Raw genomic sequence first — 14,618 nt, 5'->3', positions numbered from 1 at the left:
GGCTACAACGAACTGCGCATCGAGGATAAAAAGGGCGAAGAACAGATCTACCTGCACGCGCAGAAAGACTGGGACGAAAATATCGAGCACGACCAGACGGTGCGCGTCGGCAACGAACGCCACGACACAGTCGAAGCCAACAGCTACAGCGAGTTCAAGGCCGAAGAACACCACACCACCCACAGCGACCGCAAAACCGAAGTCAAAGCCAACGACCACCTCAGCGTGGGCACCAGCCAGCACGTCAAACTCGGCACCGCGCAACTCACGCAAGCCGGGAATGAAATTCACTATTACGCCGGCGACAAGGTGGTAATAGATGCCGGCATGGAGCTGACCGCCAAGGGCGGCGGCTCCTTCCTAAAGCTTGATCCCAGCGGCGTGACCCTGGTTGGTCCGGGGCTCAAGATCAATTCGGGTGGCTCCCCGGGCAGCGGGGCAGGGTTGGACATCAAGCTGCCGGGGCTGCCGGGGGCTGCCGACAGTGATATGGCTGGCATTACGCTGGAACAGGCCATTCTCAACCCATGCAGCGATAAACCAGAACCTGCCGTGTGTGAAGAGTGTCTGCTACAGGCCGAAGCCAACGCCCAGGCTCTGGTGCCACGCTGATGGCTGCATACAAGCCAAGCTCACATACTGAACCGCGCGCGGCAGCTTGGCTGAAATCGCTGCTGGAACAAAGTGAGTCTGCAAGGCTGGGGCATCTTGATTTGTTGGTAAATACCAGTCGGTTGGACTATTCGCTACCTGAGCATTTGCAAGCGCTGGCTGTGCCACCGCAGCTGGCGCCCCTGCTAGAACACACGCCTGAGGTGGCTATTGCAGACAAGGGGCCCTTGCTGGTGCGGATAGACTTGGCCGTCAATGACCAGCGCGCATGGTTAGCAGAATGCCTTACGCAGATGTATAGCCAGCGCCGCATTCTGGTTATACACAGCCGCTGGCCATTTGCGGTGCTGACCAAGCATTTGCGTTGCTGCACTCAGGCAGAGTGGAATCAGGGCAACACAACCGGGTTACTGCGCTATTTCGACCCCCGATTGTTTTTAGCAACCTGCGAAATGCTGGATGCTGCGCAAAGCCGCGGATTTCACGCACCAGCACTTAGCTGGCACTGGATAGACCGCGACGATAAGCCCGCCCGCCTTGATGGCTATGCGGTGCCGCCACAGGATGCAAAACCCTTGGTTTTGCGCCTGAGTAATGCACAGGTTGCGACACTGATGGCCTGGACCAATGCGGAAATGTTTCGACAAAACTATGCTCTGGAGCCAGCGCAATATGGGCAACTCAACCGCGAAGGCCTGATGCGCCACCTGATGCACGCTCAGCTTGCAGCAGACCGAGGCAGCTGTTTTGACGACTCAAGAGAAGTGTTTATACACAACTGGTTGGTCAGGCACTCTGCAACGGCACCAGACCTCAGTGAGCTGCAAGGTTGATGATCTTTCGGCTAGCCGCTATCGCATTGCTACTGCCCAGCGCGCTGTTGCTCAATGCCTGTTCTGCCCAAACCAGCCCGGACAAGTTAAAGCGCCTGGGTGCGCCGATTGAGGGGTACAGCCACACTTCTGATGCAATAAATAGATTTAGCGTCAACGGTATTGGCGGGCCAAATGTGGGGCCGCATCAGGGCGGGGGTAAGCAAAACTGCTGTGTGAGTATGCCGGTGACCTGGCAGCCGGGCTTAACAGTGGTGGTGGAGTGGGAAGAATACCCTAACCCAAGAGCGAAACTTCCCCCATTGGGGACGGATACTTTTCATAAGGCTTACACGGTGCACGCTGCTGGCTATACCCATCATCGTGTCGAGGTAGAGGTGGCACCTTATGAGGTATTGGGCGTTGTTAACGTACATTTCTTGCCCTGTAATGAAGTCAAAGTGACAGCCGGAATCTATGGGTATGGCCATCCTCAATACCCTTATGTCGACTCGCTCAACATGGAAGAGCCCAGCCAATGCTTGCACCAATAACGAATAAACAGAGAAAGAAGTTTTCTGCCAGCAGCCTGGCGCGTACCGGGATTTTCCCGGCAGAAGGCTTGCTGTCAAGTACGCCGGGCAAGGTAGCTGCCAATCTGCGTTTGCATAAAGCAGCTGCAGAGCTCGTATGGAGTAAAGCAAGGAGCGAGGCTGTAAGCAGTAATAAAGCGCCACCATCACCGTCTTGCGTGAAAAGACTGAATATCAGCCTGTTTTTTGATGGTAATCATCGCCATCACCCCTTGCCTTATAAGCGGGCTACTCCCGTCTCATTGCAGCCAAGCCTGCACCAAAGGAGCATCTAAGCATGCGTCTATTCAACCACCTTCAGCCTAACCGGCTGGTCGTCTTTGTTGTACTGCTTGGCGCGCTGTGCCTGCTCAATGCCTGTTCTGCCCAAACCAGTCCGGCCAAGGTAAAGAGCCTGGGTGCGCCGATTGAGGGTTATAACCACAGCGGTACAACGGCAATCAATCGATTTAGCGTGAACGGTAATGGTGGTTCAAATGTGAGTGTCTCAAGTGGGGGGGGGCAGACATGTTGCGTCAGTATGCCGTTGACCTGGCACCCGGGGCTAACATTGGTGGTGGAGTGGGAGGCGGACCCAGACCCATTAGCATATATAAGCTGGAAAGAGCCTCGCTCCTCTGACGCCTGGAGTAAGCGTTTAGCGGATCATCGTACTCGCTACACCCACCATCGTGTTGAGGTAGAGGTGGCTCCGTATGAGGCGCTTGGTGTTGTTAGCGTCCATTTTCTGCCTTGCAATGAAATTAAGGTAACCGCAGGTGTATATGCGCCGGGGCACCCTCAGTACCCTTATAACTACCCAGGCAACATGGAAGAGCCTAGCCAATGTCCGAGCAAGTGATACCAAACAACAAAACTGAGCAGCACAATGCTGAGGCGCTACATCGCACCCCTGCGTTTCCTACTGAGGGTTTATTGCCTAAAAGGCCAGCAGAGGTGGCAGCTAACCTTCGCAAACGGCGTGTGAGTGCACGCGCTGCCTTGCATAAAGCCACGGCTGAGGCTGCCAGAAAAAATGAGGCGCCACCGCCACCACCCTGTGTAAAAACGCTGAACATCAGCCTTTTTTTTGATGGTACCAATAACCATGAATTTTCTGACAACCAAGCAAGCCCGCCGACTACTACCAATGTAGCCCGGCTTTACCATGCGAGCTTGGATACGGAAGTTGGAGCCCCGTCTGATGCCGGATTTTATCGCTATTACTTGCCGGGAGTCGGCACAGAGTTTAAGGAAATAGGTGAGTACAGCCCACAAGGCAATGGACTGACGAAGGCTGTGGGTGGTGAGAATCGGATTAACTGGGGACTTACTCGCCTTATTGACGCGTTGGTTCGTGCCTGTGACAAAACTCGTTTGGATGATCAAAAAGCCTATCAGTTAGTTCAAGCCATGTCGGTCAGCAAGGTCGTGGACATGGTCGGTGCAGGAGAAGCGCGCGGCAAGGCCAACCGGCGAGCGGCAATGCAGCCGGAAATGGAGCGTCTGGCTGCCAAGGTCACGGCCCTGCGTGAGCAGAAGAGTGGTGCTGAGATTATCGGTATTCGCCTGTTTGTTTACGGCTTTTCTCGCGGTGCTGCGCAGGCGCGCACCTTTACCAGCTGGTTGCAGGAACTCACCAAGGGAGAGGGCGACAGCTATCTCTTTGCCGGTGTGCCAATCAGTATCGAGTTTCTGGGCATTTTTGAAACGGTCGCCTCGGTCGGCGTGGCCTACCTTGCGCCTTTTGTGACCGGTCATATGAGCTGGGCTTCCGGCACCATGCGGCTGCCGGACTCTGAACAGTTTCTGAAACAGTGCGTGCATATTATTGGCGCGCATGAGCAGCGTGGCTGCTTCCCGCTGGATTCGATTCGCCGCAAGGCTGACCCGGAGAGTCCTGATGTCCCTTCTACCTACCGGGCCGGTACTTACGAGTATATATACCCCGGCGTGCATTCCGATGTGGGTGGCGGTTACCCGGCGGGCGATCAGGGCAAAGCCCGGGAGGGCGGGCACCATGTGCTGTCGCAGATTGCCTTGCATCATATGTATAGCGCGGCTTTTAAAGCCGGTGCTCCAATGCAGGTGCCTGGCGAAGTGTTGAATCCCGAGCAATTGAGTGAGAGCCCTTGGCTAGCAATGGGTCCAGAAACTATTGAATCTTTTCGGGTCGCGAGCGAGCTAATCACCCGCTTCAACGCCTGGCAAAAGCAACTGATCAGCGGCACCGTTGAAGAGGTGATGAACAGCGAGGCCGAGAAGCTAACTGCTTGGCGGATTGAGCGTTACGCCAGGGGCAGTATGGCGCACCAGCCGTTTTACCAGCATGTTTCTGGCAAAAATAATCGGGATATGCGGCCAGAGGAGGTGGAGGCATTCGAGTACCTGCACGGGCTTGAGCTGAAGAAGGATTCAGCAGCCCGCGGTGGCGAGTCAGGCGAGATTCGCTATGCATCAGAAGAGGAGCGCACTGCGGCTGAGGCACGTGCCGAGCGGAAAAAAGCAGACTGCGAGAAAATCAAGGCGGACTATGAAGCGCGCACGCAGAGCTCGGGAGCAATCCGCCTGAATACCCATAAAACTTATGAGCCCTATATGGATGGCCGTCAGCTGCGTGAGGGCGCACTGGAGTTTCGCCGTGATTACCTCAAGCAGTGGGGTAAGGAAGATGCACCGCTAAGCGGTGAAGGTAAAAACTGGCCGGTGCCCGATGAGACCGAGAAAGAAGGGTTTCAGACCTCGACGCTGCTCAATGCGTTACTCGGTGGCTTGATCTACCTGACCAATGAGCAGGATGAGGCTGAAGAGTACCAGCGCCTACGTGAGCAGGGGCGCCAGTACTACCGGAGTCTTTTCAATGCCGAGCGGCAGCCGGTAAATGCGCAAGCCGCATTGCTAATCGCGCTGTACGACGATCAGGTACATGATTCGCGGGCCTGGTTCATGCATTCTGCGCTGAATCAGCGAGAGGTTTTCACCGATTATTTCCGCTATCGCGCGGTGTTCTTTGATAACGAGTCAAGCAAGCGCCTGTCACTACTGGCCCGTGGCGGCCAAGTGGTTGGTGTTGGTATCGCGCTGGCCAGCGTTGGTCTGGCGATCACCCGTAAAGACCCCCGCTACTTGGTGGGCCTGGCCCTGCCGTCGCTGGCAACCCCTGTTTTGTCGGGGCAAGCCAGCCTGCCGGCTATGCGGGCCTTCGATATCCGAACCGGTATTACCGTGCCTATGCTCAGCGGGCTGGAGGCGGTGCGGGCTTTCACTCAGGATACCGGCAGCGCGCTGAATCTGGCGGCGGCCTTGCCAGCACCGGTAGAGCTGAATGAGGCAACCGCCAATACGCCTGCCTTGCAGCATATTCTGCAAGCCGCGCAAGCCGCGCAGGCCGCAGAGGCCGCGAACCAGGCGAAGGAAAGTGGGAATATGGACTCTCTGCTAGAGCCGGCCGCAGCGCTGCTGGATCAGCAGGGAAAGTCACCCTTGGGCGGCAATGCGCGCCTGCTCAATCAGCTAAGGGAGACGACTACATCGCTGCATTGAAAGCTACAGTAATTTGGTCGATACGTGATGGGCAGGGCCATTGAGGTTATTTGCGCGCTTTATTGCATGGCAGCGCAAGGAGGCTGAGTATCCGCGTTGGCGGGCAGGGCCCGCCTGCCAGAGCGACAGAAGACCCATGGTTTAATCGGGCCTTGCAAATTGCCTGACCGCGATCGGCCCTTCAATTTAGCCCCAAGTGTTTCAACGGCAGCTCGGTACTGGCCAGGACTTGGCTGAGCACAAAGCTGGAGCGCACGCTGGAGACACCTTCGATACGGGTGAGGGTGCCCAGCAGTAGCTGCTGATAGTGCTCCATATCGGGCACCACAACGCGCAGGTGATAGTCGGCGTCCATGCCGGTGACCAGACAGCAGTCGAGCACTTCTGGGCACTCACGGATAACCGCCTCGAAACCGGCAAATCTCTCGGGTGTGTGGCGGTCCATGCCGATCATCACGAAGGCGGTCAGTTTCAGCCCGAGCATGGCCGGGTCGAGCAGTGCGACTTGCCGCTTGATCAGACCGCTGTCTTCCAGTGCTTTCACCCGCCGTGAGCAGGGTGAGGGTGATAAACCTATGCGCTCGGCCAGTTCCTGATTGCTGATGCGCGCATCGTGTTGCAGAGCGGCGAGTATCTTCAGATCGTAGCGATCCAGATTAAGAGAATTCATGGCTTTTCCAGTATTGCGTGTTTAGTTGGTTTTTTAGCTAAAAATTGCGCTATTGGCAATATTTTATGCAATATAAGGAAAGTTATTTCGCTCTTGTCGGCCTACTATAGTCAACAGTTTCAGCCAGAACCGGTCGTCCAGCCGACTCGCTTATCCGGCGAGTCGGGGCAAGAGCATCCAACAGGTGCGCTGCCAGCCGGTTACCCAGCCCACAAGGCACGGGAGCAAGGCAAGATCCCACAAGGAATCCAGAGGACGTAAAAAAGGCGAGCTACTCAACGGGTGGCTCGCCTTTTTGTTGTGCGTATTTTGCGTTAAAGCTTCTCAGGCCGGATCTTTGTGCACCAGTACTTCTGCCTGGGGGTAGTGGCTGATGATTGCCAAGCGCACCTGCTCGCCGACTTCATGTGCTTGCGCCAGGCTGAGCTCGGCCGGGAGCTCCAGATGCAGTTGAATGAACCAATGCTGCCCTGATTCGCGGGTGCGCAGGTCATGGATATCCAGTACGCCCGGAATCGAGCGGGCCAACTGCAGGATGTGCGCACGCACGCCATCGGGCAGCTCACGGTCCATCAGAATTTGCACCGCCTGCCGGCCGATCTTTACCGCGCCAAAGGCGATGAACAGTGCTATGGCCAAGCCGAACAGGGCGTCGGCGCGCTGCACGCCGAACTGTGCAAGCAGCAGGGCAGCAATGATGCTCAGGTTCAGTAGCAGATCAGAGCGATAATGCAGCGCATCGGCACCGATGGCGGTGGAGCCGGTGCGTTTGATCACGTGCCGCTGCACCGCCAGTAGCGCCAGCGTGGCTATGATCGAGAACAGCATGACCGCGATCCCGGACCAAGCAGCTTCAAGCGGCTGTGGATGCAGCAGGCGATCAATACCCTGGGCCAGAACCAGTAGCGCGGAGCCGGTGATGAAGGCGGCCTGCGCAAGGCCGGCCAAGGCTTCGGCCTTGCCGTGGCCGAAGCGGTGCTCCTTGTCTGCGGGCTTCAACGCGTAACCGACGGCAAACAGATTGATGGTCGAGGCACCGGCATCCATCAGCGAGTCGATCAGGCCGGCCAGCAGGCTGACTGAACCCGATGCCAGCCAGACGCCGCCCTTGAGGGCGATCAGCAACAGTGCGACGGCAACCGAGGCACGCGTCGCCAGTGTCAGCAGGCGTGCGCGCTCCTCGGCGTCGTGTGTGCGCTGCGTCATCAGGCGCGCGGCGTGCCGTGCAACAACGCGATGTGGCTGGGCAGCGGCTGCTTGCTTTCTTCGGCCTGGTCGAGTTGCAGGTCAAGATTCAGCTCGCGGTGCAGAATTGCCTGCAGCTTGCTTTTATCCACCTTGCCGTCCGCGTCGATCGCTGGTTGCAGCTGCGAAGGTTCCAGGCTGTAACGCGCATCCGGCAGGTAGATAGCGCCGGTGGCAAAGTCCACCGCGAAGGCGATCACGCCGGGGATAATGTAAAACAGCAGGCCGATGCCATTGAGAATCGCCACGCCGGGGTCGATCTCACCGCTGATCTGGCCCCGGCGCTCCGGGTAGAACACGGTGCCGCAGGCGGTCAGTTGGGTCGTAATGGTGGTAGCAAGCAGAACACAGGCAAGAGGCTTCAGACGCATGGCAACAGGTCTCCCGGTTAGAAGGTGTGAGGATGAGCGCCAACGGGCTGCGTGTGCAAGGACTGCTCCCGCGGATCTGTGCTGGCGCCACAAGGGTTGCGCATAGCATATCTGCGCGCTGTGCTGACTGAAAGCCCGCAAACCGTATAATGCGGGCCTCTCTTTCGGTATGGTCAGCGCATGAGTGAACTCCCGGTAACCCAGATTCTGCCGCAGCTGCTGCAAGCCCTGAGCAGCAATCTCTCGGCGGTCCTGCAGGCGCCGCCCGGTGCCGGTAAAACCACTCTGGTGCCGCTGGCTCTGTTGCAAGCCGAGTGGTTGGCTGGGCAGAAGATCATTTTGCTTGAGCCGCGTCGCCTGGCTGCCCGCGCGGCAGCTGAGCGCCTGGCCCACTTGTTGGGCGAGCCGGTAGGGCAGACCGTGGGCTACCGCATTCGCCTCGACAGCAAGGTCAGCGCGGCCACCCGTATTGAGGTGGTTACCGAGGGTATTCTGCAACGCCAGTTGCAGGCCGACCCAGAACTGCCGGGTGTCGGCCTGGTGATTTTCGACGAGTTCCACGAACGTAGTCTGGACGCCGATCTGGGCTTGGCCCTCTGCGTACAGACCCAGCAGTACTTGCGCGACCAGCTGCCGCTGCGCCTGCTGGTCATGTCCGCCACCCTGGATGCCGAAGGTGTCAGTCAACTGCTGGACGAGGCACCGGTGATAACCAGTCAGGGCCGCCAGTTTCCGGTCAAAGTGAACTACGGCGCCCCTTGGGAGCCGCGGCAGTTCATTGAACCGCTGGTGTGCCAGACGGTACTGCAGGCATTGAGTGATGAGCAGGGCAGTCTGCTGGTGTTTTTGCCGGGCACCGCCGAGATTCGCCGCGTGCAGGCACAGCTGGAGCAGAGCCTGAGCAGCAACCCGGATGTGCTGCTCACACCTTTGTATGGTGAGCTGGATTTTGCCGCACAGCGCCAGGCGATCCAGCCAGCCCCGGCGGGGCAGCGCAAGGTCGTGCTGGCCACCGCGATTGCCGAAACCAGCCTGACTATCGAGGGCATTCGGGTGGTGGTCGACGCGGGTTTGTCACGCGAGGCGGCCTTTGACCCGCAAACCGGCATGACGCGGCTGCAGACCCGCCGCGTCTCGCGCGCCGCTGCCGAGCAGCGCGCGGGTCGTGCGGGTCGTCTGGAGCCGGGCGTCTGTTATCGGTTGTGGTCCGCGCAGCAGCACGAGCAACTGGCAGCCCAGCGCGAGCCGGAAATACGTCAGGCCGATCTGGCGCCGCTGGCGTTGCAGTTGGCCCACTGGGGTGTGCAGGATGTGAGCGAACTGGTTTGGCTCGATCCGCCGCCAGCCGCGGCCTTGCAGCAGGGCCGCGAGTTGCTGCAGCGCCTGGGCGCACTGCGGCCGGGCGAGCGGGGTTGGCAGCTGACCGCCCACGGCGAAACCCTGGTGAGCCTGCCCATGCATCCCAGACTGGCCCACATGCTGGTGGTCGGGCAGCGCGTCGGCCTTGGCCAGATGGCGGCGCGCCTGGCCGCCATTGTCGATGAGCGTGACCTGTTGCGGCGCGCTGCCAGTGTGGACGCGAGCCTGCGTCTGGCATTGTTCGATGATGCGCGCGGCGCTGATGCCGACCGCGGCGCCCTGCAGCGCGCGCGCAAGCTGGCCGAACAATGGCTGCGGCAACTGCAACGGTTGCCGCAGGCGGATGTGGTGAGCGACCCTGCGCACGATAAATGGGTTGGCGTGCTGCTGGCGCTGGCCTATCCGGATCGCGTCGCGCAACGGCGCGGTGACGGTGGCAGCGAGTACCGGCTGGCCAATGGTCGCGCCGCCGCCTTTATCGAGCCAGACTCGTTACAGCAATCGAGCTGGCTGGCGATTGCCGCCTTGGGTGGGCAGGCTTCGCAGCGTAACGCGCGTATCTTTCTGGCAGCCGAGTTGGATGTGCCGGCGTTGTTGTCGCTACAGCCCGAGCTACTGAGCCAGCGCGATACCTTAGCCTGGGACGCGCGCAGCGAGAGTCTGCTGGCCGAACGGCAGGAGCGCATTGGCGAGCTGGTGTGGCAGCGCACTGCGCTGCCACAGATTGATCCGCAGCAACGCCAGCGCGCGCTCTGCGATGTTGTGCGCCGGCAAGGGTTGGCACTGCTGCCCTGGACGCCGGCGCTACGCCAGTGGCAGGCCCGCATTACGTTGCTGCGTGACCTGGATCTGGCCGATAGCGGCAAGAGCGAGTGGCCGGACCTGTCTGATCAAGCGTTGCTCGATAGCCTGGAAGACTGGCTCGCACCCTATCTGGACAAAGTTGCTCGGCTGGCCCACTTCGGTAACCTGGAACTGCCCGGCATACTCGCCGCGCGCCTGCCCTGGCCATTACCGCAACAACTGGACGAGCTGGCGCCGACCCATTGGCAGGTGCCGACCGGCTCGCGTATTCGCATCGATTACAGCGAAACGCCGCCAAGCCTGTCGGTGCGACTGCAAGAGTTGTTCGGCAGTGCCGACAACCCGCGTATCGCGCGTGGGCGTCAGCCGCTCAAGCTGCAGTTACTCTCGCCGGCACAGCGTCCGGTGCAGGTAACCCAGGATCTGGCCGGCTTCTGGCGCGGCAGCTACGCCGAGGTAAAGAAGGAGATGAAAGGCCGCTACCCCAAGCACTACTGGCCGGATGATCCCCTGCAGGCGGAACCCACGCGGCGGGCCAAGCCGCGAGCTTGAGAGTATGGCCATGTCGCGCTGCGGGCTGCCTGCTCAGAGAAACGTGATTTCGCCTTGATGTTGCCTGGTATTGTTAAATACAATCAATCGCATTTAACTCTTCATTCAGGCTCATGCTATGACTGATTCAGTGTTGCCACCGGAGCAGAGCCTGCACAGCCTGTACCGCGATCACCAAAGCTGGCTGGAAAACTGGCTGCGGCGGCAACTGGGCAATGCATGGGATGCTGCCGATCTGAGCCAGGATACCTTCGTCAAGTTGCTCGCCAGCTCGCAGAAAGTCTCTGAGATTCAGGAACCCCGCGCCTACCTGCTGACCGTGGGCAAGCGCTTGTTGAACAGCTTCTACTCGCGCCGTAGCCTGGAGCAGGCGTATATGGACGCACTGGCGCAACTACCAGAGGAGGTCGCGCCCTCGCCGGAGCAGCGCTGGGCCCTGCTGGAAACGCTGCAGGCGCTGGATGAGCTGCTCGATGGTTTACCGGCTGCGGTACGGCGGGCGTTCCTCTTGAGCCAACTGGAAGGACTTGGCTATCGGACTATTGCTGAGCGCCTGGAGGTGTCTGAGCGTACGATCAAGCGCTATATGGCCCAGGCCTTCGAGCATTGCTTGCTGATGGAGCTGCAATGACGGTTGAGCCGCTGGGTAAAGAAACCCGCGAAATGACTCGCGCTGCTGCCCAGTGGCTGGCATTGGTGGCTGCCGGGGACGTCAGTCAGGCTGATTTGGCGCGCCTGCAGGCGTGGCGCAACCGGTACCCTGGTCATGAGCAAGCCTGGCAGCGTGCGTTACAGCTGCAGGCACGTTTCTCGGGCTTGCCACCGGCGCTGGCCATGGCGTCTCTGGATCGTCCGGACCTGGGTCGTCGCAAGGCGATCAAGCGCGGCTTTGCGATGGCGGCGCTGCTGCCCACGGGCTGGCTGCTGAGCCGGCAGGTGCCGGTCGAGGCCTGGCGTGCGGATTTGCAGACCGCAACAGGTGAGCAGCAGCACCTCACGCTGGCCGATGGCAGTCTGCTGCAGCTCAATACCGACACTGCTGTGAATCTGGATCTTGCTGCCAACCGGCTGACCCTGGTGCGCGGCGAGCTGGCGCTCAAGGCTGCGCGCTCCTCAGCGCTTACCGTGCAGCTGCCGCAGGGTGGCGTGCGGCTGGTTCAGGGTGAACTCTGCGCACGGCTTGAGGCAGCGCACTGTCGTATCTCGGCGCTCGATGGCGAATTGCAGTTGTGGTCTGCCGGAGGGGCGACCCAGCGCCTGCTGCCGGGGCAGCAAGTCAATCTGACGACGTCGGGCTTTACCGCGTTGAGCTCATTTGATGTCGGTGTGCCGGGGTGGCGCGAAGGCGTGCTCGTCGCGGATGATCAGCCACTGGGCGACTTTCTGCGCGAGTTGCGCCGCTATCGGCCGGGCCTGTTGCGCTGGGAGCCCGCTCTAGAAGGGCTGCGTATCACCGGTAGCTTCCGCCTGGACGATACTGATCGCGTATTGTCTCTGCTTGCTGCCAGTCTGCCGTTACAGGTGCTGTCACGTACACGCTATTGGGTCACGCTGGTCCCGCAGGAAAAAAACACCTGAAGACTGTCCCCTTTTTTTGTCTCGCCAGTCAGTACCGGTATAGAGCAAAAATCGAGGGTATGTTCATGTCCGCAGTATCTCCCGGCCGCGCGCCGTTTCGCCTCAAATCACTGTTGCAGATGGGCCTGGCTGTTGGGCTGTGCTGCGGTCCGCTGGTGATACCCGCAAGCTTCGCCCAAGACACTGCTCGGCGCAGCTTCACGGTGCCTGCTGGCAATCTGGGCGCGGCGCTGACGCGTTTTGCCGGTCAGGCTGGCGTCAGTCTATCGGTTGATCCCGCGCTGCTGAGCGGTCGTCGCACCTCCGGCCTGAACGGTGACTATAGCGTTGATGAAGGCTTTGCGCGGCTGTTGCAGGGAAGCGGCTTGCAGCTGCGTTCGGTGGGGGACGCTGCCTATACGCTGGTGCCTGCTGCGCAGACTGAGGGCACGCTGGAGATGGCGCCGATCACCGTGATGGGCGAGGCTGCCGGCGCTAGCGTCGATGGTCAACGCTACACTGGTGGCCAAGTGGCTCGCCGCGGCTCGCAGGGTCTATTGGGCTCGCGGGACTTCATGGAAACGCCGTTCAGCATGACCACCTACACCAGTGAGACGGTGAAAAACCAGAATGCCCGTACCTTGGGTGACCTGATCGCGAGCGACCCTTCGGTACGTTCTACCAATCCGGCAGGTGGGCGCTACGAGCAATTCACTATTCGTGGCTTCAGTCTGTTCAACAGCGATGTCGCCCTCAACGGGCTGTACGGCATCATGCCGACGTATTCGATCGACATGGAAATGGCCGACCGGGTAGATATCATCAAGGGCCCCAGCCAATTGATCAACGGTATTTCGCCACGTGGTGCGGTAGGCGGCGGCGTTAACCTGGTGTCCAAACGCGCGGGTGATGAACCCCTTACCGAATTCACCGGCAGCTACGCCTCGGATAGCCAGGTTGGTGGTGCGCTGGATGTCGGGCGGCGCTTTGGCGAGGACGATACATTCGGCCTGCGTTTCAATGCGGTCAAACAGTCTGGCGATACTGAGTGGGATCACCAGAGCATTGATCGCGAGATGGCCATACTCGGCCTGGACTATCGGGGTGAGCGCCTGCGCCTGGCTGCCGATATCGGCCACACCGAGCGCGACACCGATGCGCCGCAGGAGCGCGTGCTGGTGGGCGACAACGTGACTGTGCCGGATGCTGACCGGGTCAACGACAATTACGCGCAGGCCTGGAGCAAGGCCCGCACCGAAGACACCTTTGCCATGCTCAGCGGGGAGTTTGATGTTAGTGATTCGCTGCTGGTTTATGGCGCGGCCGGCGCGCGTGAAAGTAACCATGACTTTCTGCGGCACAACGTTTCCATCCTCAATGAGGCGGGTGACTTCAATGTTCAGCCGCGCGACTTTACTCGGGATGAAAGTGTCTGGACCGCCACCGCGGGCACACGGGCCTGGTTTAACACCGGCCAGATCAGCCATGAGCTGAACCTTGCGGCCAACTATTTTTACATGGACTTCACCAACGGCGGTGCACGTTACGCATCGGCTCCCAGCAATCTCTACGATCCAGTAGCAACCCCCACGCCGACCACACCTACCCGCTTCGATAACGAGGTGTACACCGAGAACCGCTTCAGCGGCGTGGCGCTGGCTGACACTCTGGGCTTCCTGGATGACCGTTTGCTGTTGACCCTGGGTGCTCGATGGCAGCGGGTCAAGGTGGATGACTGGACCAACGGCATTCGAGGCGCGACCGGTTACGACGAGGAGAAAGTCTCGCCATCAGCTGGCATCCTTTACAAGCTGACCAGCGAAGTGTCGCTCTACGCCAATTACATGGAAGGGCTGAGTCAGGGAAAGATTGCCCCTTCAACGTCGATCAACGAAGACGAGATTTTCCCTCCCTTCGTCAGTCGTCAGGTGGAGGTCGGTGCCAAGTATGATCACGGTACCTTCGGCCTGACCGCGAGTGTCTTTCGCATCAAGCAGCCGGCCTACGAGACGAATTCGGCCACCGGTATTTTTGGGCCCAACGGCAAGCGTGAGAACCAGGGCATAGAGCTGAGCACCTTTGGTGAGCCGCTGCCTGGTGTACGTTTGCTGGGCGGTCTGATGTTCATCGACAGCGAGCTAACCGATACCAATGGCGGCGTGTCTGACGGCAACCGTGCCCCGGCTACCCCGGAGTACAGCGTCAATCTGGGCGCTGAATGGGACGTGCCGACCCTGTCCGGTCTGACGTTGAGTGCGCGGGGTATTCACTCCAGCTCGCAGTACCTGGATCAGGCCAATAGTCAGAAAATCGATGGCTGGGAACGCTATGACGTGGGCGCGCGCTATGCTTTCAGGGCTGCTGAGAAGGACATCACGCTGCGTGCCAGCGTGGAGAACGTGCTGGATGATCGTTCCTGGATTTCTGCCGGCGCATCGGATGACAGCGCGGCGGGTTTGACCATATCTACCCCCAGAACCTACCTGCTGTCGGCGACTGTCGGTTTCTGATGGGCTGCTGC

General features: G+C 59.7%; 13 protein-coding genes. 10 read left to right on the top strand and 3 right to left on the bottom strand.

All coding sequences use genetic code 11. The features are described 5' to 3' along the window. The 6 genes from V7747_RS14475 to V7747_RS14450 form a co-directional block, all read left to right on the top strand. A partial coding sequence (locus V7747_RS14475) for a bacteriophage T4 gp5 trimerisation domain-containing protein (protein ID WP_442909271.1) occupies positions 1-612 on the top strand: 612 nt, incomplete at its 5' end. After that, positions 612-1,445: a DUF4123 domain-containing protein gene (locus V7747_RS14470; RefSeq protein ID WP_335616723.1), complete on the top strand. Its 834-nt coding sequence runs from the start codon at positions 612-614 to the stop codon at positions 1,443-1,445. The genes V7747_RS14475 and V7747_RS14470, both read left to right, overlap by 1 nt. Beyond that, positions 1,445-1,978 carry a DUF3304 domain-containing protein gene (locus tag V7747_RS14465; RefSeq protein WP_335616722.1) on the top strand — a complete coding sequence of 178 codons (534 nt, stop codon included), beginning with the start codon at positions 1,445-1,447 and terminating at the stop codon, positions 1,976-1,978. Before V7747_RS14470 ends, V7747_RS14465 begins: the two co-directional genes overlap by 1 nt. Further along, a complete protein-coding gene (locus tag V7747_RS14460) occupies positions 1,963-2,292 on the top strand; it encodes a hypothetical protein (protein ID WP_335616721.1) in 330 nt (109 codons plus the stop codon). Before V7747_RS14465 ends, V7747_RS14460 begins: the two co-directional genes overlap by 16 nt. Before the next feature lie 2 nt (positions 2,293-2,294). Then, a complete protein-coding gene (locus V7747_RS14455) occupies positions 2,295-2,858 on the top strand; it encodes a DUF3304 domain-containing protein (RefSeq protein WP_335616720.1) in 564 nt (187 codons plus the stop codon). A gap of 515 nt (positions 2,859-3,373) precedes the next feature. Beyond that, positions 3,374-5,539, top strand: coding sequence for a T6SS phospholipase effector Tle1-like catalytic domain-containing protein (locus V7747_RS14450; RefSeq protein WP_442909270.1), 2,166 nt, complete (start codon positions 3,374-3,376; stop codon positions 5,537-5,539). 181 nt (positions 5,540-5,720) lie between these two features. Here V7747_RS14450 and V7747_RS14445 read toward each other — a convergent pair whose 3' ends face one another. From V7747_RS14445 to V7747_RS14435, 3 genes are all read right to left on the bottom strand, one after another. Then, positions 5,721-6,209 (bottom strand): Lrp/AsnC family transcriptional regulator, encoded by a 489-nt coding sequence (locus V7747_RS14445; RefSeq protein ID WP_335616718.1) that lies wholly within the window; start codon positions 6,207-6,209, stop codon positions 5,721-5,723. A gap of 324 nt (positions 6,210-6,533) precedes the next feature. Then, on the bottom strand, positions 6,534-7,415 hold the full coding sequence (locus tag V7747_RS14440) for a cation diffusion facilitator family transporter (RefSeq protein ID WP_335616717.1): 882 nt from the start codon (positions 7,413-7,415) through the stop codon (positions 6,534-6,536). After that, the gene (locus V7747_RS14435; RefSeq protein ID WP_335616716.1) at positions 7,415-7,825 is read right to left on the bottom strand and encodes a polyribonucleotide nucleotidyltransferase; all 411 of its coding nucleotides are present in this window, start codon (positions 7,823-7,825) and stop codon (positions 7,415-7,417) included. The genes V7747_RS14440 and V7747_RS14435 overlap by 1 nt, the downstream gene beginning before the upstream one ends. A gap of 180 nt (positions 7,826-8,005) precedes the next feature. Here V7747_RS14435 and hrpB point away from each other — a divergent pair, with 180 nt between their 5' ends. The 4 genes from hrpB (at position 8,006) to V7747_RS14415 (ending at position 14,607) form a co-directional block, all read left to right on the top strand. Further along, positions 8,006-10,540 carry an ATP-dependent helicase HrpB gene (gene hrpB / locus V7747_RS14430; protein WP_335616715.1) on the top strand — a complete coding sequence of 845 codons (2,535 nt, stop codon included), beginning with the start codon at positions 8,006-8,008 and terminating at the stop codon, positions 10,538-10,540. A 118-nt stretch (positions 10,541-10,658) separates the two neighbouring features. Further along, positions 10,659-11,171: a sigma-70 family RNA polymerase sigma factor gene (locus tag V7747_RS14425; RefSeq protein WP_335616714.1), complete on the top strand. Its 513-nt coding sequence runs from the start codon at positions 10,659-10,661 to the stop codon at positions 11,169-11,171. Beyond that, entirely contained in the window at positions 11,168-12,118 is a 951-nt protein-coding gene (locus V7747_RS14420; RefSeq protein WP_335616713.1) for a FecR domain-containing protein, read from the top strand. The genes V7747_RS14425 and V7747_RS14420 overlap by 4 nt, the downstream gene beginning before the upstream one ends. A 65-nt stretch (positions 12,119-12,183) precedes the next feature. After that, entirely contained in the window at positions 12,184-14,607 is a 2,424-nt protein-coding gene (locus tag V7747_RS14415) for a TonB-dependent receptor (RefSeq protein ID WP_335616712.1), read from the top strand. Positions 14,608-14,618 lie beyond the last annotated feature (11 nt).

The sequence above is a fragment of the Halopseudomonas sp. genome, from assembly GCF_036960865.1.
Taxonomy (GTDB): domain Bacteria; phylum Pseudomonadota; class Gammaproteobacteria; order Pseudomonadales; family Pseudomonadaceae; genus Halopseudomonas.
Note: the sequence above shows the minus strand (reverse complement) of the source record. Positions and strands in the feature narration are given on the sequence as shown.